Origin of the sequence: Rhodoferax sp. BLA1 (assembly GCF_013416775.1) — a bacterium.
In the GTDB taxonomy this organism is placed as follows: Bacteria; Pseudomonadota; Gammaproteobacteria; order Burkholderiales; family Burkholderiaceae_C; genus Rhodoferax.
The window spans coordinates 84530-104997 of the sequence record NZ_SZVI01000010.1; the positions used below are offsets into that span (position 1 = coordinate 84530).

Consider the following 20468-nt stretch of genomic DNA (forward strand, 5'->3'; position numbering starts at 1 on the left):
TTTACATCCGGGTGTCGTGTAAAGCCCCGCCACTCAGGTCAACCATCTCTGGCTTGATGTCGGCAAAACGGAGGACTCTGCCTCCGTAGGTTTTGACAAAATTTTGGGCCGATACCTCTTCAACAAAGCTTGCCGCAGTGGGCCCCATCGAGCCGTGGCGTTTGCTGCCAAGCACATACAAGGCGCTGCGGGCATCGATCCAGTGTCCGCTGGGACGGTCCCAGTCTGCCTTGGCCATGTCTTGCACAAACGCGGACCGCACGGCACGCACCTGTTCCGGGGCCAGCAGTGTCGACAACAGCTCGACCGTGTCACAAAACCAGTGAACCTGTTTGTCTTGCGCATACCGGATTTGACCTTTGGGGCCCGGAAAGTCAGCCAGTAGCATGCCATCCAGTGCGCAACTCGCCATGTTGTCCATGGCCACTGGCACCTGATCATCCGAGGCATTCTGGTCATTGGGCTTGCAGCCCGCCAGGCTGAGCGTCGCGAGGCCGACACAACCGCACAGCAGGCGTCGGCGATGAATGGGGAAAGCTGTTAACAAAGTCATGGTCGGAACCTCCAGGAAGCTAGGACGAGCGGCCCGACAATCCAGACCAGCATGGCCCCGCCCATCAGCCAGGCTTGGCCCAGCGCGGGTGGCACGATGCTGGCCAAGCCGTAGAGCCTACGCACGTCGTCGAGTGAAAAAATATTGAGAATCCGAAAAATATCGGCTGGATTCAGCAGCAGCAGGTAGGCAAATCCATCGCCGCCCAGTTCGCCCCCGCTGGCAACCAGCAGCCCCAGCAGCAACAGGTCAAACACCAGCACCAACGCAAACCAGAGTGCAATCGCCAACCCGGAGGCCCGGGTGCGGTCACGCGCCAGCACCGACAGCAGGATCGCCAGGCTAAGGAAGGCCAGACCCAGCAACACCGAGCTCAACACAAAGCCGAGGTAGTGGTAAAGGCCCGCAGAACTGAACTGCTGGTACAGCAACACCGCCACAAGTGCAAAACCCGCTACGGTAGACAGTGTCAATGCCCCGGCCAAACCGAGGAACTTGCCCAGCAAAAGTTCGAGCCGGGTGATCGGCAGGGCCAACAACAAATCCAGTGAACCCCGCTCGCGCTCACCCACGATGGCATCAAACCCCAGCAGCAGCGCAATCAAGGGAATCAGGTAAATCACCAGGCTGACCAGGCTGGCGATGGTCAGCTCGATTGAGCGTGGCCCGATTTGCCCCTGCACTGCGGCACCAAAATAAGTAATCAGCAGTGAAAAAACCGTGAACACCAGCGCCACCGCCAGCACCCAGCGATTGCGAAAACGGTCACGAAACTCCTTGCCAGCCAGTGACATCACTTGGTTCAGTTGCAGTGTGGCGTTCATGCTTTTTCCCTCAATCCAAAATACACGTCCTCAAGCGACGGCTCCAGAATTTGCAGGTCGTGTAAATCCGCTGGTGCCAATAGACCCAGCAGCGCCATCTTGTGTTCGCGGACACAACGCAGCTCCAGAGTGTCTGGTGACGCACGGACCATCGATTCCACCGTGTTGGTTGCGTTGCGTTGCAACACCTCAACCAGCTCTGTCAACCGCTCGGGGTCACCGGTCACACGCAGCCGGATCGGCATACGTGAGTGGTCACGCAAAGCCGCCACGGTGCCCTGAGCCTGGATGCGGCCATTGCCAAGCATCGCCAGCGCGTCGACACGCTCCTGCAGCTCTGCCAGAACGTGGGAACTGATCACGATAGTGACCCCCTGGGCGCGCAAGGTCCCCAGCTGTTCGTAGAAGTCGCGAATGGCGCTGGGGTCCAGGCCGGTGGTTGGTTCGTCCAGCAGCAACAATTGCGGATTGCCCAGCAGGGTCTGGGCAAAACCCAGGCGTTGGCGCATGCCCTTCGAATACTCCCGAACTGGTCGTCGGGCCGCTGCGTCCAGGCCAACGCGGGCCAGCAAGGGTGCACATTGGGACTTGGGTGCGCCCTTCAGCTGGGCAAAAAATTCAAGTGTCTCCAGGCCCGAAAGGTTGTCATACAACACCAGGTTTTCGGGCAGGTAACCAATGACCCGCCGAGCATCACGAAAGTTGGGGCCGTTCACCGCAATGCCATTGACAAAAATCTCGCCCTGACTCGGCGTGATCAGCCCTAGAGCCAATTTGAACAGCGTGCTTTTGCCGGCGCCGTTGTGTCCAATCAGACCAAACAATTGACCACTGGGTACCTTGAGATCGACCCGGTCCAGAGCCATCAACGGCCGTCCGCGCTGGCCATAGGCTTTGCTCACGCCGCTGAGGTTCAATGCATCATTGAAATTGCTTGTCACGCCATTCACTCCAGTTCTTGTTGACAGGCACCATGGCCGGATATTGATCGACCACACTGGGTACGCGCAGCACCGGGAATTGCTGGCCCAGAACGCGCAGCGCCTGAATCGCCGGGCTGCCCAGCAGCAGCTTGACAATCGGGTGTCGATACTGCAGGCGGTCAACCAGGTCATTGGCTTCATAGGGCAGGTCGCCCACACCATTGCCATCGCGATCCCAGCCCAGGTAGTTGCTCCAGTGATTGCCTCGTCCGGGCAGCTTGCCGCCCCAGTTTTCATCTTTGGCGCCGACATAACGAACCTGCTCGCGGTTGGCTATAAAGTCATTGCCCTCAACCTTGTTGCGGGTCGAGCCCGCCGACAGGTGCACGCCAACATGGTTGTCCACCACCAGGTTGCCGCGCAAGGTGGTGTACTCCACGTCATAGATGAAAAAACCACGGTTGTTACCGGCCACGATGTTGTTCTCAATGACTGAATCTTGCAGCGTGCGTAGCATGATGCCGTGGTCTGAATTGCCCCAGGTGCGGTTGTTTCGTACCACCTGGTCGCGCACTTCCATCAGGGCCAGCCCGCCCCGGTTGAAGTAGCTGTCATTGTTCTCCCACAGGTTGTGGTAAGAATTCATGTAATGGGTGCCATAACGGCTGTGGTGCAGTTTGTTGCCTCGAAACACCGCCTGGTGCGACACATCAACGTACAGCGCGTCGCGCACAAAGCTGACATCGTTGCCAGTGATGCGCGCCCTTTGGGTGTTGTAGAGCTGAATGCCATTGCCGCGTTGCGATGAGTTGAAATCGCGCAGACCGGTGATCTGGTTGTTTTCAATGCGAACATCGTTCACCTTCTCAATCCACAGGCCAAACAGGTTGTAGGCCAGCACACAGTTGCGCACCACTGCCCGGTGAGCACCTGGCTGGAGATAGATACCGGCATGTTGGTTGACCAGTTCAATGCCTGAGTCGCGCACGATCAGACCCTCAATGACCACATCAGCGGCCGTCACACGAATGGTGTCGCCGCGCTGACCGCCACTGAGCGTTGGGCGGTTGATGCCGCGCAGTGTCATCGGTTTCTCAATGCGCAGGTTCTGGTCATAAAAGCCACGCTCGACTTCCACAATATCCCCTGCCGCAGCCCGATGGATCGTGGCTTGCAGGTCTTGCCCGGGCTGCACCCGCCAAACAGCAGCCCACATCGGGGCGCAACACAGCAACAGCAGGCATGCCACGACAAAGCGGCGTTGATCGGGCCTCACGGTCAAGACAACATCCCCAGGCCTTTAAGGACCAAGAACAAGGTGGCACCCATCAGCAGATTCTTGAAACCCACATAACTCATCATGTCCATCCAGCCGGCTTCGCGGTAGCGGGCCTGCCACCATGGACCATCTTTGACATAACGCTTGCCGTTCATGCGGATCAGCACCTCATAGACACTCCAGCCAAACCACCAGCCGATGATGGCACTCTCAGACAACCTCCCGCTGGCGGCCAACAACCAGGCCGCGCTCACCGCAATCGCCAGTGAAAAGCCGGCCATCTGCAAGGCACGTTGGGTCTGCCAGCCATCACTGCTCCAGGGCCAGATGTGGTCACGTATTTCAGCCAGCAGCCAACCCAGACCCCGGTGACCTGCGGCGTAGCGCGGTGTTGCTGGCGCTGTCGGCATCCGTGGGTCGGGGCCCAGCGACGCCTTAGCGCTGATCGCTGGAACCGCATCGATCGGAATGAAATAGCCATCACGTCCAATCGGGGTGATCATCAAGCCGTCGCTTTCGCGGCGCTTGCGTTCCTTGGCCAGCGGTGGGCAGCCCTTCTGGTCGGTGTACAGCACCATGCAGTCCAGACAGTGCAGGCATTCGCGATGATCAATTCGACCGTTGGTATCAATGGCTTGGGCGCCACAACCAACTGCACAGGCTTTGCAACTGTTGCAGTCCTGTTTGCGCTTGAGTCCGAACCAGCGGAACGTGCTGGGCATGGCCAGCGCTGCACCCAGCGGACAGATGTACTTGCAGTACGGACGCTCAATAAAAAGCGACAACCCAAGCAGCATCGCCACAAACAGGCCATAGGGCCAGCTGCGGTTCATGATGCCTACCAGGAACGTGGTTTTGAAAGGTTCCACTTCCGACAGGATCTCGGCCAGCCCCATGGAGAACATCGAGACGGCCAGCAGGCCGAAGAAAATGGCGTACTTGAGCCACTTCAGCTTGTCGTGCAGCGCTTGCGGCACCGGCTTTTGCCAGCGCTTGAGACCCAGCACACGACCGATTTTGAAGATGGCCTCGGACAAAGATCCAAATGGGCACATCCAGCCGCAGAACAGCCCGCGGCCAAACACGAACACGGTGGCAATGATGAAGATCCAGAACAAGAAGATGAAGGGATCGGACAGGAACAGCGACCAGGTCCACTGGAACAGCAGCGCGTGGAACCAGGTCAGCACCTGGGTGACTGAGGGTTGCGCCATCACGCCGAAACCCACAAAAACAATACTCAGGGCCCAGGCGCTGTATTTGAAGCCATTGACCGGCCATTTGTTCTTGTGCGTAGACAAGCGCGTCAACCGCTCACGCAGCGCATACACCACAGTCACTGCAATCAACAAACTTGCAAACAGACCAATTTCAAGCCAGCGTGATTTCCAGATACGAATCCACGGGGCATCGGGCTCGACCACAACGGGTCGCCCCCCTTCCAGCAATTCGTCAGGCAACCAGTACTTGGCTTCAAAATTGGCAAAACTGCGGTGGCCGGTGGCCCGGTCGACGCGGTTACCGAGAAACGCCAGTTTCCAGGGGTAAGCCGCTGAGAAGGAACCAGCGCGGATGATAAAGATGCCCGACTCTGTGCTGCTGGGGGCACCAGCTGCCTCAATGCCGTACAGGTTGAGGTAGTCCAGATCCCGGAAGGTAAAAGAGTCGCCGCCCTGCTTGACCTGCACCCGATCATAAATACCGCCACGTACAAAACCAGAACCCTTGAAAGACTCCTTGCCTGCCGTTCGGATGACAAATAAGGCATGGTCCCCAGTTTTCAGGTTCGAACGCAGGTTCTCGCTGCCTTGCTTGCCAAGCAGATTGCGACTGAGGTCGGGGTGATTGAGATCACCAAACCAGAGTTCGATAAAAGGTTCACCGCCCCCGTCGAGTCCGACCTGTTTGGGTGTCACTTGCAACTTTTGTACTGCCCCGAGCTTGACCAGATCGGCCCAACTGTAAGTGGCGCCGCTTTGGGCGTAGCGGGCGGGTTCGCGTACGGTGGGCTCAATGATGCCCGCCTGCCGTGCCACCGCAGAGCCAGACAATTGCATCACCTGGTTTTGGGCAATGACGGTCACAGTGGCGCCCGAAATTGCATCCAACCCCAGAATATTTTCGTCAGGGCGCGAGGGACCAACTTCGATTTGATCCTTGACCGATTTGCCAAGGTACTGGTTATTGAAGTCAACCAGCGCTTTTTCTGGGATGCCCAACAACAAAATTGGCTCAGAATGCTTGAGCACCTTGATGCCGACATAACGACCCTGCAAATCCATGCCAATCAGGGTCACCACCGGCTTGCCGGAGTAGGCAGGTGTATCGGTAATGTCCGTAGACAACATCACGTAACCCAGCAGCTCTTTGCTGGCGGGGTTTTGCGGGTCTACCGCCCCGTAGGCCTCGACATACGGAGGCTGCCCCTTGCGGTTGGAAAACCGGGTTGCTCCTGGAAACACCTCCTGGCAAGGCACCAACGCACACAGGTCGGCGGCAGTGGCCAGCTCCGCAGGCAACTTTGCTTCGTAGGCTTGTGCATGCGCCGGCACAGACCACTGGCTCAAAGCCAAAAACAAGGCGGCAAACGGCAACGCGAGAATTCTAGGTAAGAACATGGGTAGAGTCTCTGAACCGCTGGCCTGCCCTTGACAGATGCAGACCAGCGCAAGCGAGGCTTAAGCCTCGACGATCATGCGCGTGCGCATTTCCAAGTGCAGGGCGTGACAGAAGTGAGTGCAATAGCACCAGTACACACCCGGCTCGTCGGCAAGGAAAGTCACCGAAGCGGTTTCCTGCGGATTGACAATGAAATTGACGTTGTAGTTTGGAATGGCAAAACCGTGCGTCAGATCTTCAATCTTGTCCAGGTTGGTCAGAATCAGGGTGACCTGGTCACCCTTTTTCACGGTGAATTCACGCAGGCTGAACGCCGGTGCTTGCGAGGTCATTTTGACGGTGACCTTCTTGCCTTGACGGAACACGCCCGACTCTTTTGGGTCCTTGATCGCGTTGGGAAAATCGTCCAGAGAATAGACCTGCTTTGGTTTGACCAAGTCACGTTTGAAGATAATGAAATCATGCGGCTCACCGCGCACGGGGTGGTCAGCCAGCAGCACCATCTTCTCACCAGAGATATCAATCAATTGCTCGTTTTCGGCGTGCAAGGGGCCCACAGGCAGGAAACGGTCTTTAGAGAACTTGCAACCTACGGCCAAATACTTGCCGTCGGCGGCGATGGTCTCAGACTGGCTGGCATTCACGTGACCAGGCTGGTACTGCACATCAATACGATCCACCACGTATTTGGCTGATTTGTCGCCGTTGTGGAACTTGATGGCCGCTTCAATATTCCACTTGACCACCTGGCTATCGAGGAACAGCGTGGTGTAAGCATTGCCACGGCCATCAAAAGCGGTGTGCAGCGGGCCCAGACCCAGCTCAACCTCGGCAACGATCGCTGAATCGAGCTTCTCCAACTTGCCATCAAACCAGTCCAGCACCTTGGCCAGTTCAATCACCGTACCGGTGGGCGACAATTTGCCGGCGCAAATGAAGTACTTTTGATCAGGTGTTGCGTTAACACCGTGCGGGTTTTTGGGCACGGACACATAGGCCGTCAAAGCGGTCTTGGGGTCTGAATTGGCTTCGCGGGTGCCGTCTACCACGGGTACCTTGGACTTGCCAATGGTTTTGAACTTACCGGCTTTGACCGCCGCTTCGATACGCGCAACGTTGTAAAAAAGGCAGGCGTCGCGTTCAGCAGCCATCATGTCTTCGTAATGCGCACCCATCTCGGTGTTGTACTGGTTGGTGGCCGCCAGTTTGCCGTCAAACGAGGTGGCGACCAGATCGCAGTTGCCGTCAATCAGCACCTGCCACCGGACCTCCATGGTTTCTGCGTCGACGCAGCTGAACAGTGAGCGGTATTTGCTTGCGTCTTCGCTGCCCGTGTTGGGCAGAGGAATGGCGAACTCGCCACCGCAGAACACTCGCGTGGTGTAGTTAATGGCTGGGTCCACCGGGTCGCGCTTGTCCGGAAAGATGCCGTGGAAGCCCTGCACGTTGGGCAGCTGGGTGATCTTGTCGCAAATAAAGTAATCCAAACGGACGCGTGCGATACGCGAGTTGATCTTGTCGTTGATCCAGGAATATCGACCGTCGTAATTGCCGTCTTTGTAGGACGCATGGGTGTGGTGCGAATCGCCTACGGTGTAGCGCAACGAGCCATCGGCCTTGGTACCCATGATTGCTTTTGACTCATTGGTGATGCCCCATCCAACCAATGCGTCCGGCACGAAGCAAGGGATACGCAACAGTTCTCGGCCTGACGGCAGACCCAGTATGCGCATGTCACCAGTGTGGCCACCACTCCAGATGCCGTAATAAGTGTCGAGTTCGCCGGGTTTGAGGTGCACACTTGCACCGCCATGAGCGCCATCGGTGGACGGCGCGCTCGCGGGACCAGCCACGTTTTCCGATTTTTTGTCTGCACAAGCGACGGTGCCCAGAGAGAGCCCAGCCAAGGCTGCGGTGTTCAGAAATTTCCGACGGGCCAAGCCAGCTGGGTTTGGGGTAGAAAGTTGTATTTCGCTTTTCATAAGACTGTCTTTCAGTTCAGGTTGGGAAAACGGTAGTGGGAGGACCGCGTGATGGCGGCGACAAGCAATAGGCATCAGGTACCCACGATGGCTTGGGAACGACGATGCGACCCTGTAGAGGCTGTTTGGCAGAGCAAATGGTGATGTCAGAGGGCGGCAAGACGATCGGCAGGCAGTCGGCGCAGTCGAGTGTCATGACGAGCAGGTCGGCTGCCTTGCGATCTGTGCCGATGTCGACTAGCACGAATCCATTTGCGCCCGAGCAAACCAAGGCAATGGACTTGGGCTTTACCAATGGGCTGGCAATGGCCATTCCCATACAAAACAGCAGACAGAACACAACCCCTCTGGTATGGCGCAGCAGAAAAGCGGGCGTTGAAAACATGGGCGAGATTCTATGGCTATAACATTCAAATGAAAAGAATATTTAAGCATGAAGTTGCCCCTACTTGTGTGCCGCCTGGCTGTAAGCGACTCTGGCGGGAGCAACGCAGGGTGTCTCCAAAATCGGCCTCACAGCGTCGCTGAATTGGATTTTCAGTCGTCCTGTAGAGCAGGGTTGCCGAGCAGACAGACATCTGACTGACCAGTTTTTCTCTTTGATTTATTGCTTCAGGAATGGCAAAAACCAGCCGTGATCCGTTAGCGTTCCAGGCGTCCTCTGCTGAAAGGGATTACTGACCCGGCAGATTGGTAGACGAATTTAGCTGCCGGACAGCGGTCATTGGTGACTGACAGCAACTGGCCCAAGTCGGGTATTACGGTTTCCTGGTGACCCCCCGCTGCGGCTGCACGGCGGGTACACGTTTCTGTGCCCAAACGATCAGCCAGTTTTCCAAGTTGCCCAAGCTGTGGCAGCCGTCAGGAACACCCAACTCACAAACACTGAGGCTGTAGCCAGCATGCAATGATGATGGCGTTCAGCGTAGCCTCAGCCCTTGGCGGAGCGACGCAGCAGCTCCACACCCATGATGCACAGGGCGAGCCAAACGGTGCCCGACATACACCCCGCGAGAACGTCACTTGCAAAATGCACCCGCAAAAACAGGCGGCTGACGCAGACAGAGAAGGCGATGGTCACCGCCGTCAGCAGCGCTGGCAGATGCCACCTGGGCGGCAATAACTTCAGCGCCAGATAGGCCAACATGCCATAGGCGACCACCGCGCCCGAGCTGTGTCCGCTGGGGAAGCTGAATCCTGGTGCCAGCGCAAGCCCGTCGGCATCCAGCGGCCGGGTGCGGGCAAACACCTGTTTGAGGCTGACGTTGAGCAGGCTGTTGCCGCCTACCGCAGCCACCCAAGCGAGGGCCAGCCCGGGTTGTCGCCAGCTGACAAGTGCCACGGCCACACCGATACCCAGGCCGGTGAGCACGGCCGTGTCTGCCAAGTGGGTCAGCAGGGCAAACACCGGCAGTGCCGACGGCGGCACATGGGCGAGCAATGTGTCGGTGAACAGCTGGTCGACCCGGCCCAGCTCAGGGCCCATCAGCAGTGCTTTGGCCAAGACCGTGAAAACACTCGCTCCCAGCAAGAGGGTGGTGATGCCAAGTGCCGTGAGCAGGGTCTTTTGTGCCCTTGGCCCGCTCATCCGGGCGCTTGGCCACAGCAGCCACCAGCCCGCCCAGGTGCTTGCCAGCAACAACGTCAGCAGCACCAGGCTGAGCGGCAGCGCGTGTTGGCCCGCCCAGAACGCGGCTTGCGCGAGCCACTTGGCGTCAGTCAGCATCGGTTGGTTTACCGGTGCGTGCCGGTTGAACGTCGTTGACAGCCGTGCGAACAAAGGCTTGGCTGGCAGCGGCGTAGTCCCAGCGCTCAATCAGGCAGCGCCCCGCAGGTGCGTCACTGCCCCACCGCAGCAGGTTGACCGAGTTCGGCACACCGTCGCGCACCCGTGATGACACCGCGGTGCCCGCCTGGACCGCCCACATGGGCCGCGCCAGGTCGGGTAGGGCGATCACATAGGGCAGATGGATGTGTCCCCCCAAAACCAGGTCGGCGCCAGCGGCGGCCCAGCGCTGCAGTGCGGCGGCGTGGCCACGCAGCAGGTTTTGCACATCAATGGCGCGCAGCACGGCGACCGGGTGATGCACCACCACCACACGCAACTGTCCCGGTTCGGCACTGGCCAACCGTTTGCTCACCCGATCTATCTGCGCGGGCGAGACCTCCCCGTTTTTGTGCCGATACCAGCGTGTTGTATTGATACACAACACCAGCAACTCGGGCGAAGCGTGCACCGGCTCAAGCTCGTCCCCGAAGGCCTCACAGTGCTGGGCATAGGGGTGCAGCAAACGCGCGCCAATATTGAAGAGCGGGATGTCGTGGTTGCCTGGAATGGCCAACACCGTTTTGCCAAGCCGATTGATCAGGGCGCGTGCCGCGCGGAACTGGCAAGCACGGGCACGCTGGGTGATGTCGCCCGAGAGCACCAGCACATCGGGCCGTTGCTGCTGCGACAAAGCCACCAGCGCTTCAACGACAGAGACCTGCTCGGTGCCGAAATGGGCGTCGGAGATCTGCAGCAGAACACTCATGCGTGGCCCTTTTCGGCATCAGAGACCGCCGGTTCGGCTCTCGACTTGAGCAGGTACAGCGGTTGGGGCGACACCTGGAACTGCAGCGGCATGGACATGCGGCTCACTTCGCCGTCGAACGCCACTTTCACCGTGCGGCGCCCCCATGCCCGTCTGGGTTTGACGCGCATGCGTTGGAATTTGAAGCTCTCCACCGTGTCGGCCTCACCCAGCGTGCCCATGGCCCCACGCCATATCAGCCCCAGCATGGCCAGTGCACCGATGGGGCGCAGCATCACCGCCGCAATACAGCCCTCGTCCAGTGAACTTGCCTGCGACAAACCCACTTGTTCCAGCTGCAGCCGGTTGTTGCCAATAAACAGGGTGGGGGTGGTGATCTCACGCGCGTTGGCGCCGAGTTCAATGCGCAGCCGAAGCTGGTGATGCCGACCCAGCAAGGTCACCAGACCAGCGCCAAATGCCACCAGCCGACTGCGGCCAAAGCGGGCCTTGTAAGCCTCTCGGTCCTCCAGAAGTTGGGGGTACAGGCCAAGGCTGGCGTTGACCAGGAAAACCCGGTCATTGATCAAGCCCACTTGTATCGCCACGGGAGCACCGCGCAGCAAAGCCTGCGCTGCCGCCGCAGGATCGGTGGGGATGGCGTGTGTCCTGGCGAAGTAATTAAAAGTACCTTGCGGCATCACCCCCAAAGCGCAGCCCTGGGCGTGTGCGGCCTGCGCCACCGTGTTGATCGTGCCATCACCGCCCACGGCAATCACTGCTGTGCGCCGCTCTGTGGCCATCCGAGCGGCCCGCTGGGCGACACGAGCCAGTTCGTCGGGGCGGGCAAACAACAGCTCACCGGTTCTTCCGGCGGCCAGTAGCGCCGTCTCAATGACCTGGCGGGTGACATCCGCGTCATGGCGGCCTGAAGCGGCGTTGATGACAAACAGCAACGCCGCCGCAGGATCTATGTCGGGAACAGGCAAGGGCGGGCATTCTGGGATGGGCATGGTGAGATTGGGTCTGTGCGGGCATCGCAGTGTGCCTGATTAGCGCAGGCAAGTCGGTGGCTGCGCTGAAGCACCCCTATTGATTTTGGCAATGTATCTGGCTTGTCCAGGCCTGTGTACGTCATCGAACAGACCTCCCTGCCTGGGGCCGCGACACTGGCATCTCAGCTTGTTGCACCACCTGCGACAAGACACGGCAGCAATCACTTTTACACACAGGAGCCACCATGAGCCAACGAACGACCGACGCACTGCATGATGTTCACACCGCCACCAACGACGTTTTAAAAGGCTACCGGGAGATGTCGGCGCGGGCAGAGCCCGAAATTCAAACGGTGCTCGCTCGGCTCATCGCGATGCACGAGAAGCATGCAGCCGAGCAAGCGGCTGAACTCGAACTGTTGCGCGAGTCAGTCCAGGACGATTCTTCCATCCAGGGCACGGTGAACAAAGTGGTGGTGATATTGCGGGATTGGCTGACCGATCTGGACCGCGATGTCCTGCCAGCGGTGCGTGATGGTGAGGAGTCACTGCGCAACGAGTACGGCAAAGCGCTCCAGAACGAACAGGTGGCCGCTAACGCGGCTGTGGCGCAAATGCTCAGGGCACAGATGGACGCGATCACCACCGAGATTGCCCGTTTGCCCAAAAACTGAAGCCTTGCCAAGCTGAACGCCCACCGGCCCAGAGCGGGCCTGGTGGCGGTGCGGTCACAAGCATTTTTGGCCTCTAGTCCCTGATTTAAAAGGGCTAATAGCTATATTTATGGTAGCTTTTGTGGCGGGTCAGGGTGGCAACAGCGCTTGGGTCGACCAGGTACCAGAGATCACACGGGAAGCGCAGTGAGCCCCTTTTTCATGAAGAAGCGCGAGAAGCCCACCGGGTAGTTGGGCAGTTCGGCAAAACAGCTGTAACCCAAACGTTCATAAAAGCCGCGCGCCTGGAACTCGAAGGTGTCGAGCCAGGCGCTGTGACAAGCCCGCGTGATGGCCTCGGTTTCTGCAAGCTGCATAAGTTGGGTGCCGACGCCCTGGCCGCGCAAGCTTTCCGGCACAACCAGCAGTTGGGTGAAGAGCCAGCCATACCCGGTGTAGCCCCACAGTCCGCCAAGGGTGACATCCATCGGGTCTTTCACCTGGATGACGATTGGTCGGCCTTGGCTGGGGCCAGCCTGGCTGTCGTTGTAAGCACGCAGTGGCGCAAGAATGGCTTGTCGAATGTTCTCGTCCGCCACGTCGGTGATTGTGAGTGTGTATGTCATGGTGTTCAAAAAATCAGCTTGTGGCCGCTGCAACAGCCCCGTTGTTACCCGTTAGTTCAGCCGTTTTTCACCGGTTGCAAACGACACCTTTTGGATGAGGCCATCTTTGACTTCGTACACGCACAACATTTCAAATGTGCCAGGCCCTTCAGGAAAATTTCGGGTGATCAACTCCAGATCCACAACGATCTGGCCCAGCACGGTGCGAGACAACAAGCGGGCATGCAGATCGGGTTCCGCAAACCGTGTCAAGAAGCTAGCACGCATGTCCTCATGCCCTTTGGCCAGGCGTTCCCCGTGCAGGGTGTATTGCTCGGCATCCATCGCATAGGTGGCCAACAGGGCGTCGATGTCCTTGGCGTTGTAGGCCGCCAGTTGGCGCTGGATCACTTCGAGTGGGGTAGCGGGCATCGTAAAAACCTTCAAAAAAACATAACAAAGTTGCTGATCAGGGTTGTTTCGCCTGGTCGACAGCGAGCGCTGTTGTTCGACCGGTCACAGGCACCACTCAGGCCGTGATCTCGATGCGGTTGCCGTCTGGGTCCAGCACAACACTTTCGTAGTAGCCATCACCGGTTCGGCGTGGGCCATCCAGCACCGGGTGGCCGTCGTCCTTGAGGCGCTGGGTCAGCGCATCCACCAGCTGATCCGACCCCAGTGAAATCGCAAAGTGGGTCAAACCCATGCGTTGGGCGCCTGGCTCGATGGCGACCGGATGCAGCGTGCTGGTGCTCATCACTTCAATGCGCGCACCGCTGGTGAAGCTCAGAAAGCAAGACGCAAAACCCTTGCTCGGGTTGGTGTAGCCGCTGCCAGCCGTGGCGCCAAAGTAGGACACGTAAAACTGCTTGCTGCGTTCAAGGTTGTTGGTCCACAGGGCAATGTGATCGATGTGCATCATGGATTGTGCGGTAGGTGTTGGTTGGCAAAGTGGTGTGCGACGCTTGGTGAATCACAGGGATTGTCTGTTCCGTCCGATGGGTGGTGATCGTTCGTGACGTGCCGTGCCGGGATGGAGAAGTCAGGCTTTTGATGCACAGAGACTTCATTGTCATTAACTCACCTACGGTGGCGAAGTTATGGTTATCGCAAGGTCGGACGTCCCAAGAGGCGTGTTGCTAGATGCATTCACAGATTCGGCGCCAGTGTCTGCAATGAACGAGAAGATATGGGCAGCTGTAGCCTGGCCCTGAACCTGCAGCCTGTTGTGTGCCAGACACTCGTACACCGCTCCCGCCTTGCGTGCGACGGCGATGCTCGGTTCATTGCCCTGCGCAACAACGATCTCCACGCGAGCCAAGCCCAGAGACTCAAACGCCAGCCGCCGAAGAGCCAGTGTTGCGGCAGTTGCGGCGCCTTTTCCCTGCTCGGACTGCCTGACCCAATATCCCAGGTTGCAAAACTTATTGCGTTCGGAGAACTGGTTCAAGCCGCAGCCCCCGATGAACCTGCCATCTTTGGAAAAGATACCAAACTCATGCGCCTCACTCAGGGCTCGAGCGCGGCTGCATTCTGCGAACCAGCAAAGTGCATCGTCATCGCTGAAATCAGGTTTTGCCCATGGCATCCAACGGCCCAGTGTTTCCATGGATTCGCGTACACCGGCGCTCATGCTGGACGCGTCAGCCTCAAAATAAGGGCGAAGGATGAATATGCCTGCGGTGATCAGGCCATCCACGCCATCAGGCATCACTTTTGATAAACAGTTGCTCATTCACTTCCTTGCCCCACTGATGGCCAAGCTGCTCCTTGGCCAGTTCAAATCCGTACTTTTCGTAAAGATGCCGCGCCGCGTGGAGTTGGTCAAAAGTTCAGAGGTACACCTTCCGGTATGACTTGCTGCGACAGAAATCCATGGCGGCGTTCAGCAGTTGGTTACCCGCGCCTGAGCCACGCAGCTTGTCAGAGACGATGAACCAGCGCAGATGCGCCCCTTTGTCTTTCGCATTGGCACCGTCAATGACGACCGAGCCCAGGATCTCACCGGATGCCACGGCAAGCCAGATCCCGTCGCGGGTTGAATCCATCTGTGCGCAGAACTCGGCCAGTTCAGAGGCAACCTTGGCCTCAAACGCCACGCCAAACCCACTGTGTTCGGCATAAAACGAGGCGTGTAATTGGGCGATTCTGCCGATGGCGCCAGGCAGATAACCGGGGTAGAGGTGCATGTCCATCGATGTGCGGCCTGCCAGGTTAACGAAGATTGTAAAGAAATGTGCCTCTAGCCCTTATGAATAAAGGGATAGTAGCTACATATGAGATAGCGATCAGCGGCACACCTCCCCAGATCAACCCATCTGGGTGTTGGCTGACAGTTTAAAGACCGACACCACCTCCACCAGCTCCTGCGCCTGAGACTTCAGGCTGCTGGCGGCGGCGGCCATTTCTTCCACCAGCGCGGCGTTTTGCTGGGTGGCCTGGTCCATCTGGGTCACGGCTTCGCTGATTTGGGCCACACCCTGGCTTTGTTCGGTGCTGGCGGCGCTGATTTCACCCATGATGTCGTTCACGCGCCGGATCGAGCTGACCACCTCGGCCATGGTGACTCCGGCCCGGTCCACCAGCGCGGAGCCTTGTTCGACACGGTTCACACTGTCGGTGATCAGGCTCTTGATTTCCTTGGCCGCATCGGCCGAGCGCCCGGCTAGGCTGCGCACCTCACTGGCCACCACCGCAAAACCGCGGCCTTGTTCACCAGCACGCGCAGCTTCCACCGCCGCGTTCAGGGCCAGGATATTGGTCTGGAAAGCAATGCCGTCGATCACACCAATGATGTCGGCGATCTTGCGTGAGCTGTCGTTGATGCCCTTCATGGTGGCCACCACCTGGCCTACCACCTCACCGCCCTGGATTGCCACCGTGCTGGCACTTTGCGCCAGCTGGTTGGCCTGGCGGGCGTTGTCGGCGTTTTGCCGCACTGTGGCACTGAGCTCTTCCATCGAGGCGGCGGTTTCTTCTAGCGCGCTGGCTTGTTGTTCGGTGCGTTCACTCAGATTGTTGTTGCCCTGGGCAATTTCGGCACTGGCTACCGACACCCCTTGGGAGCCTTGGCGCACATGGTTCACAATGCCCGCCAGCTGGTTTTTCATGCTGGACAGGGCTTGCAGCAACTGCGCCGTTTCGTCCTGGCCCACCACCTGGATGTCGGCGCTCAGGTCCCCCTCGGCCACCCGGGTGGCAACTGCCAGCGAGTTTTTCAGCGGCCCGGTGATGCCCACCGTGAGCAGCCAGGCACACAGTGCACCCAAAGCCAGGGCACTTACCGCCAGTGCCATCAGCAGGTTGCGGCTGGTGCGCTCGATGTCGGCAATCTCCAGGGCTCTGGCATCCAGGTTCTTGCGCTGCACTGCCAGAAATTCACCCACCAGCTTCATGTAACCGTCGGCAGCGGGCAGGTAGTCTTTCTCAAGGATGCTGTTGGCTTCTTCGACCTGTCCATCACTTTTGAGTTTGGTGACCTGGTCGCGGCTGGTTAAATAGGCTTTGCGCACCTCGGAGATTTTGGCGAACAGGGCTTTTTCTTCCGGGGACGCAATCAGCGGTTCGATTTTTTTCAACAACTCGCTGGTGCTTTTGGTGATTTCGGCCGCATTGGCTGCAAAAAATGGCACCAGACTGGCGTCGCTGCTTTTGGCCACCGCCGTGGTGCGGATCACCGCCACGTTGATGTTGCGGCTCCAGTCCGAGATGTAGCGTTCTTTGGCCAGCGGCTCCTGCATCATGGCCTGACTGGCCTGGGCCAAGCTGTTGAGCTGAACCACGCTGAAGGCGGTGATCACCACTGCCAGAGCCAACACCAGGGCAAAACCCAGCGCCAGACGCACACCAATTTTTAATGAAGACACCATGTTCATAAACCGACTCCTGAGGATGGGAAGAACACACCAGTCGTTTGCAATCACCGTGGCAAGGGAAAAACCACAGCTATTGTGCGGGTAAACGGGGCGGCGTCAACACTTGGCCAGAAGAGCGCTTGGCAGCTCGCCAGCCAGATATTCACTGGCACGCACGCTGGTTAAGAAGCGTTCTCAATCTGCCGCTGCGCAGTGCCCCAAAAGCGCTTTCCCCCCAAGGCGATGGTCGCCCCGATACAACTGACCAGGCAACCGGCAACCAGATAAAGGGTCGGTTCCGACTCACCAATGACCGCCGACCCGATGCCACCCACCGCAGGAAACAGCGCCACCATGTAGCTGCTGGCGGCAGCGCCGATGCGCTCCACCAGCTTGAGGTAGAACAACCAGGCAAGGCAGGATGCCACCAACGTCAGGTAGAGCAGGGCGCCCACGTAGCGTGCCGACATGTCGAATTGCCAACGCTGTCCCTGAAAGGCACACAGCGCGGCCAGCAACACCGTGGCCACGCAAAAGCCGACGGCATTTGCGCGCAATGGGTGGATGCCAACGCGTGTATTGCGTGCCGAGCAGGCATCCCCGACCGAGGTCAGCAACATACCCAACACGGCATAACCGAGTCCAGTCCATGCCGCGCCAGTCATCGTCTGCCCCAGCATGGGGTACAACACCAGGCCCACACCGCAGACACCGATCAGCCCGCCAACCAGCACCGTGGGATGCAAGTCCTGTTTCAGGAATAGGCGCAAGGCCAGCGGCGTGCCTATCGTTTTAAGGGAAAACACCAGCGTGACCAGCGCCGCCGAAATCCAGATGGTGGCGTAGTACAGCAGCAGGTAACTCAGCGACAGGTTCAGCACGCCAAATGCCGCCAGATATCCCCAGTCTTTGCTCCTGGGCTTGCCGCCCGGTTTCAGCAGAGCGACCAGGGCGACGAAGACCAGCGTGGTGACGGCCAGCCGGTACAGCAGAGACTGTTCCAGGGGAACGGTGTGGCCTTGGATCTTGATGGCAATGAAGTTCAAACCCCACGCCAGCAGACAGACCAGATACATCACAACATTCACAACAAACTTCTTTCCTACACGGTTGGCTCAGTGTGAGCCATGCACTGGCGTTCTTGAAGTGAATGGCAGCGGGCGTTGGCCCGATGTCGTCAGTTTGTCCAGATGCAGCTTGTGCGCTTACTTGGTGTCGGCAAGTTTGCTTTCCAGCACACCCTTTTGACCTTGTGCGGTATCCACCAGGTGCAGCTTGGTGCGTGCATACAACACACCCATCTTCACCTCTTGCCAGATGTAGAGCAGTGCACCGGGTTTGGCGTCGATTTCGAGGGAGTCGGTGTTTTCTGCCTTTGAGCTCAGCGTGTGTTTGCCGGGTGCTACTTCCTTGTACAAGTAGGTTTTGGCAGCAGTCTGACCGATGGGTTTGCCATCCAACTCGACGTCCATCTTCACCGCACCGCCGATGGATTCGTTGCGGTAAATATAGACAGCGGCATTGTCCTTTGGGGCTACGAATTTCTTGGCAGAAGTATCTTGTTTGGCATCACCCATGTTGACGGAGGCGCAGCCAACCAGGCTGAGGGTGACGGCGGCGAGTGCAATGAACTTCTTCATGCGAAATGCTTTCTGAGTCGTTGAGAAAAACCAAAAGTCACTTGACTGATTGAACGATGACCATCGTCATTGCTGTGAACATGGTCATCGTCATCGTATTTGCGCGTTTGTTCACGCACAAATTACTTGGCGGATGCTGTCGCTGTTGGGTCCTGCGTTTTGCGATCCACAATCACGGAGCTGCCCATTTGCACCGGTAAAGCGTCTGGATAGTTGTACCCCGTGCCTTTGTTGTGGTCAACGATGGCACCAATGCCACCGCCAAAAATAATATTGCCCCACATGCCTCCGGCGGCTCTTGAGATGGCTTTCAGCAGGCCGTCTTTCTCGCCGTCCTTGGCGCAGACTACGGTCAGGTCTTCAGACGACCGGTGGACATTGACGAATCCGGGAGAGCTCGCTTCCCATGTCCCCTTGTCATTTTGGAGCTTGCATTTGGCTCCTTCGATGGTTTTGGCATCCTCGCCTTTGGTCGTGAGTGACAGCTGTTGCATTTCACTGCTGGTGATTGACGCACATCCCGTTGAGAGGACGACAAATGTTCCAAGAATTGCCAATTTAGTGTGATGCATTAATATCCCTGATAAAACTGCTACGAATGCACTTTCACCAGAGAAATTTTCCAGTGTTCAAGTGCAGCGTTGTACAAGTATTCAATTCAAACCGTTGCTTGAACTGGCCTCGTCTTCATGCGAAGACCGTGAGAGGCGCAGGCATGATAGGGGCGTCTTGAAGGGTTCCAATCTACCATTTGAGGGGGCTGGGGGCTAAAGCGATATTCTTTGCGCCAAGTCAATCCTGATGAAAGGGACAATGGACGGCTGGCTACACATTACCTGGCCATCGGTCCTCAATCTACATTCAGACACTGGTCTTGCCAGCACCAGGTTGTGTAATACCTTGCTGTCCCTCTTTGTCCGGCGGATCGGGTCTAGGGCCTAGGCACAGTCCATCCGTCAGCCGCCATGCGGTTGATGCCGTTGGCCTACTCGCCAAACAGGAACAGCACGTAGGTATTGAGCAAATACATGCACACCAAGCCCAGGCTGATCCAACTCATGGCGCGTAAAACGCGTCCGCCAGGTTTGAAAAACAGCCCCACCAGGGCCAGTCCGGTCATGGTGATGGCCGAGGCGGCGGTGACAGCATGTACGGAGGACACGTTGGCGAGCAACACACCGGGGCGGTAAAACAGATCGTCCACCGCGATGATGACCACATTAAACAGGTTGCTGCCCAGCAGGTTGCCAATGGCCATTTCCAGCGCCCCGATGCGCAGGGCGGACAGGGTCACCGCCAGTTCCGGCAAAGAGGTGGCCAGGGCAACAAACAAGCTGCCAACAAAGGACTTGTTCCAGGCCATGGCGTTGGCCAGGTCGGTGGCCACAAACGGCAACCACACCCCCGCGCCGGCCACCACGCAGGCAGCGAGGGCAAAGCGAATCAGGGCCGTGCGCAGTGCTGGCAGTTGATTGTCCAGCGTATCGGTCTGTGCAACGGCATGCTCATGCTCATAGGCAAACACGGTGCGCATCGCCACCAAGTACAAGCCCAGCAACACCGGCGTGGTCAACCCGAAGCCCAACTGTGTGACAACCGAGTTGAGCGCAGACGTTTGAGGCAATGTCACCTGACTCATCAACAGGCTGACCAGGGTAAAACCCAGCATCAGCACACCAAAGGCTGCGGCCAGCACATGACCTTGCCCGGCACGAGGCCAGAGGGGTTCTTTGCGAATCAGTGTGTCGATCACCACCAGAAACACCAGGTTGACCACACAGCTGCCCAAGGCGTCCCCCACCGCCAGGTTGGGTGCGTTGGCCAGAGTCACGCTGCTGATGCCAGTCGCCAGTTCCGGCAGGGAGGTGACGGTGGCCAACAAGGCCAGACCGATCCAACTGCCTGACATGCCGGTGCGTTGGGCGATGACATCACCGTAGAGCGACAGTTGGTAACCTGCTGCACCGATCAGAATGGCGCACAGCGCAAACTGAAACCAGATCACGCTCAGCGGACTCATCATCACAA

At 58.2% G+C, this 20468-nt stretch carries 21 protein-coding genes; 1 reads left to right on the forward strand and 20 read right to left on the reverse strand.

Annotated elements, in window-relative coordinates; all coding sequences use genetic code 11:
- Nucleotide 1: 1 nt before the first annotated feature.
- The 10 genes from FDG13_RS11235 to FDG13_RS11280 all read right to left on the reverse strand — a co-directional run bounded on the left by FDG13_RS11235 (nucleotide 2) and on the right by FDG13_RS11280 (nucleotide 11706).
- Nucleotides 2-553, reverse strand: coding sequence for a nitrous oxide reductase accessory protein NosL (locus FDG13_RS11235; RefSeq protein WP_180127690.1), 552 nt, complete (start codon nucleotides 551-553; stop codon nucleotides 2-4).
- A complete protein-coding gene (locus FDG13_RS11240; RefSeq protein ID WP_218942700.1) occupies nucleotides 550-1377 on the reverse strand; it encodes an ABC transporter permease in 828 nt (275 codons plus the stop codon). Before FDG13_RS11240 ends, FDG13_RS11235 begins: the two co-directional genes overlap by 4 nt.
- Nucleotides 1374-2243 carry an ABC transporter ATP-binding protein gene (locus tag FDG13_RS11245; protein ID WP_180128098.1) on the reverse strand — a complete coding sequence of 290 codons (870 nt, stop codon included), beginning with the start codon at nucleotides 2241-2243 and terminating at the stop codon, nucleotides 1374-1376. Before FDG13_RS11245 ends, FDG13_RS11240 begins: the two co-directional genes overlap by 4 nt.
- Nucleotides 2244-2298: 55 nt before the next feature.
- Nucleotides 2299-3516, reverse strand: a complete 1218-nt coding sequence (locus FDG13_RS11250; RefSeq protein ID WP_180127692.1) for a nitrous oxide reductase family maturation protein NosD — start codon at nucleotides 3514-3516, stop codon at nucleotides 2299-2301.
- A 62-nt stretch (nucleotides 3517-3578) separates the two neighbouring features.
- Nucleotides 3579-6197 (reverse strand): NosR/NirI family protein, encoded by a 2619-nt coding sequence (locus tag FDG13_RS11255; protein WP_180127694.1) that lies wholly within the window; start codon nucleotides 6195-6197, stop codon nucleotides 3579-3581.
- 60 nt (nucleotides 6198-6257) lie between these two features.
- The gene (gene nosZ, locus FDG13_RS11260; protein ID WP_180127696.1) at nucleotides 6258-8180 is read right to left on the reverse strand and encodes a TAT-dependent nitrous-oxide reductase; all 1923 of its coding nucleotides are present in this window, start codon (nucleotides 8178-8180) and stop codon (nucleotides 6258-6260) included.
- A gap of 16 nt (nucleotides 8181-8196) precedes the next feature.
- Nucleotides 8197-8565 (reverse strand): hypothetical protein, encoded by a 369-nt coding sequence (locus FDG13_RS11265; RefSeq protein ID WP_180127698.1) that lies wholly within the window; start codon nucleotides 8563-8565, stop codon nucleotides 8197-8199.
- A gap of 546 nt (nucleotides 8566-9111) precedes the next feature.
- Nucleotides 9112-9906 (reverse strand): phosphatase PAP2 family protein, encoded by a 795-nt coding sequence (locus FDG13_RS11270; protein ID WP_180127700.1) that lies wholly within the window; start codon nucleotides 9904-9906, stop codon nucleotides 9112-9114.
- Complete coding sequence (locus tag FDG13_RS11275; protein WP_180127702.1) at nucleotides 9896-10714, reverse strand: metallophosphoesterase; 819 nt, start codon at nucleotides 10712-10714, stop codon at nucleotides 9896-9898. The genes FDG13_RS11270 and FDG13_RS11275 overlap by 11 nt, the downstream gene beginning before the upstream one ends.
- The gene (locus FDG13_RS11280; RefSeq protein WP_180127704.1) at nucleotides 10711-11706 is read right to left on the reverse strand and encodes a diacylglycerol kinase family protein; all 996 of its coding nucleotides are present in this window, start codon (nucleotides 11704-11706) and stop codon (nucleotides 10711-10713) included. The genes FDG13_RS11275 and FDG13_RS11280 overlap by 4 nt, the downstream gene beginning before the upstream one ends.
- 227 nt (nucleotides 11707-11933) lie before the next feature.
- Here FDG13_RS11280 and FDG13_RS11285 point away from each other — a divergent pair, with 227 nt between their 5' ends.
- Nucleotides 11934-12362, forward strand: a complete 429-nt coding sequence (locus FDG13_RS11285) for a DUF2383 domain-containing protein (RefSeq protein WP_180127706.1) — start codon at nucleotides 11934-11936, stop codon at nucleotides 12360-12362.
- 170 nt (nucleotides 12363-12532) lie between these two features.
- On the opposite strand, the gene FDG13_RS11290 is transcribed toward FDG13_RS11285, so the two are convergent.
- The 10 genes from FDG13_RS11290 to FDG13_RS11335 form a co-directional block, all read right to left on the reverse strand.
- Nucleotides 12533-12967: an N-acetyltransferase gene (locus tag FDG13_RS11290; protein ID WP_180127708.1), complete on the reverse strand. Its 435-nt coding sequence runs from the start codon at nucleotides 12965-12967 to the stop codon at nucleotides 12533-12535.
- A gap of 51 nt (nucleotides 12968-13018) precedes the next feature.
- On the reverse strand, nucleotides 13019-13378 hold the full coding sequence (locus tag FDG13_RS11295; protein WP_180127710.1) for a nuclear transport factor 2 family protein: 360 nt from the start codon (nucleotides 13376-13378) through the stop codon (nucleotides 13019-13021).
- A gap of 97 nt (nucleotides 13379-13475) precedes the next feature.
- Nucleotides 13476-13868, reverse strand: a complete 393-nt coding sequence (locus FDG13_RS11300; protein WP_255435209.1) for a VOC family protein — start codon at nucleotides 13866-13868, stop codon at nucleotides 13476-13478.
- Nucleotides 13869-14030: 162 nt separating this feature from the next.
- A complete protein-coding gene (locus FDG13_RS11305) occupies nucleotides 14031-14681 on the reverse strand; it encodes a GNAT family N-acetyltransferase (RefSeq protein ID WP_255435210.1) in 651 nt (216 codons plus the stop codon).
- Between the two features lie 97 nt (nucleotides 14682-14778).
- Nucleotides 14779-15141 (reverse strand): GNAT family N-acetyltransferase, encoded by a 363-nt coding sequence (locus tag FDG13_RS11310; protein ID WP_255435211.1) that lies wholly within the window; start codon nucleotides 15139-15141, stop codon nucleotides 14779-14781.
- A 114-nt stretch (nucleotides 15142-15255) separates the two neighbouring features.
- The gene (locus FDG13_RS11315; RefSeq protein WP_180127712.1) at nucleotides 15256-16821 is read right to left on the reverse strand and encodes a methyl-accepting chemotaxis protein; all 1566 of its coding nucleotides are present in this window, start codon (nucleotides 16819-16821) and stop codon (nucleotides 15256-15258) included.
- A 161-nt stretch (nucleotides 16822-16982) separates the two neighbouring features.
- Nucleotides 16983-17888, reverse strand: coding sequence for a DMT family transporter (locus FDG13_RS11320; protein WP_180127714.1), 906 nt, complete (start codon nucleotides 17886-17888; stop codon nucleotides 16983-16985).
- Between the two features lie 117 nt (nucleotides 17889-18005).
- The gene (locus FDG13_RS11325; protein WP_180127716.1) at nucleotides 18006-18440 is read right to left on the reverse strand and encodes a DUF2846 domain-containing protein; all 435 of its coding nucleotides are present in this window, start codon (nucleotides 18438-18440) and stop codon (nucleotides 18006-18008) included.
- Nucleotides 18441-18562: 122 nt separating this feature from the next.
- Nucleotides 18563-19012 carry a hypothetical protein gene (locus FDG13_RS11330; protein WP_180127718.1) on the reverse strand — a complete coding sequence of 150 codons (450 nt, stop codon included), beginning with the start codon at nucleotides 19010-19012 and terminating at the stop codon, nucleotides 18563-18565.
- 413 nt (nucleotides 19013-19425) lie between these two features.
- The gene (locus tag FDG13_RS11335; protein ID WP_180127720.1) at nucleotides 19426-20463 is read right to left on the reverse strand and encodes a sodium:calcium antiporter; all 1038 of its coding nucleotides are present in this window, start codon (nucleotides 20461-20463) and stop codon (nucleotides 19426-19428) included.
- Between the last annotated feature and the right edge of the window lie 5 nt (nucleotides 20464-20468).

Excerpts from the sequence above, each read along its gene's own strand:
- FDG13_RS11235 (WP_180127690.1), bottom strand. The coding sequence starts at position 553 with ATGACTTTGTTAACAGCTTTCCCCATTCATCGCCGACGCCTGCTGTGC.
- FDG13_RS11240 (WP_218942700.1), bottom strand. The coding sequence starts at position 1,377 with ATGAACGCCACACTGCAACTGAACCAAGTGATGTCACTGGCTGGCAAG.
- FDG13_RS11245 (WP_180128098.1), bottom strand. The coding sequence starts at position 2,243 with ATGGCTCTGGACCGGGTCGATCTCAAGGTACCCAGTGGTCAATTGTTT.
- FDG13_RS11250 (WP_180127692.1), bottom strand. The coding sequence starts at position 3,516 with ATGTGGGCTGCTGTTTGGCGGGTGCAGCCCGGGCAAGACCTGCAAGCC.
- FDG13_RS11255 (WP_180127694.1), bottom strand. The coding sequence starts at position 6,197 with ATGTTCTTACCTAGAATTCTCGCGTTGCCGTTTGCCGCCTTGTTTTTG.
- nosZ (WP_180127696.1), bottom strand. The coding sequence starts at position 8,180 with ATGAAAAGCGAAATACAACTTTCTACCCCAAACCCAGCTGGCTTGGCC.
- FDG13_RS11265 (WP_180127698.1), bottom strand. The coding sequence starts at position 8,565 with ATGTTTTCAACGCCCGCTTTTCTGCTGCGCCATACCAGAGGGGTTGTG.
- FDG13_RS11270 (WP_180127700.1), bottom strand. The coding sequence starts at position 9,906 with ATGCTGACTGACGCCAAGTGGCTCGCGCAAGCCGCGTTCTGGGCGGGC.
- FDG13_RS11275 (WP_180127702.1), bottom strand. The coding sequence starts at position 10,714 with ATGAGTGTTCTGCTGCAGATCTCCGACGCCCATTTCGGCACCGAGCAG.
- FDG13_RS11280 (WP_180127704.1), bottom strand. The coding sequence starts at position 11,706 with ATGCCCATCCCAGAATGCCCGCCCTTGCCTGTTCCCGACATAGATCCT.
- FDG13_RS11285 (WP_180127706.1), top strand. The coding sequence starts at position 11,934 with ATGAGCCAACGAACGACCGACGCACTGCATGATGTTCACACCGCCACC.
- FDG13_RS11290 (WP_180127708.1), bottom strand. The coding sequence starts at position 12,967 with ATGACATACACACTCACAATCACCGACGTGGCGGACGAGAACATTCGA.
- FDG13_RS11295 (WP_180127710.1), bottom strand. The coding sequence starts at position 13,378 with ATGCCCGCTACCCCACTCGAAGTGATCCAGCGCCAACTGGCGGCCTAC.
- FDG13_RS11300 (WP_255435209.1), bottom strand. The coding sequence starts at position 13,868 with ATGATGCACATCGATCACATTGCCCTGTGGACCAACAACCTTGAACGC.
- FDG13_RS11305 (WP_255435210.1), bottom strand. The coding sequence starts at position 14,681 with ATGAGCAACTGTTTATCAAAAGTGATGCCTGATGGCGTGGATGGCCTG.
- FDG13_RS11310 (WP_255435211.1), bottom strand. The coding sequence starts at position 15,141 with ATGGACATGCACCTCTACCCCGGTTATCTGCCTGGCGCCATCGGCAGA.
- FDG13_RS11315 (WP_180127712.1), bottom strand. The coding sequence starts at position 16,821 with ATGAACATGGTGTCTTCATTAAAAATTGGTGTGCGTCTGGCGCTGGGT.
- FDG13_RS11325 (WP_180127716.1), bottom strand. The coding sequence starts at position 18,440 with ATGAAGAAGTTCATTGCACTCGCCGCCGTCACCCTCAGCCTGGTTGGC.
- FDG13_RS11330 (WP_180127718.1), bottom strand. The coding sequence starts at position 19,012 with ATGCATCACACTAAATTGGCAATTCTTGGAACATTTGTCGTCCTCTCA.
- FDG13_RS11335 (WP_180127720.1), bottom strand. The coding sequence starts at position 20,463 with ATGATGAGTCCGCTGAGCGTGATCTGGTTTCAGTTTGCGCTGTGCGCC.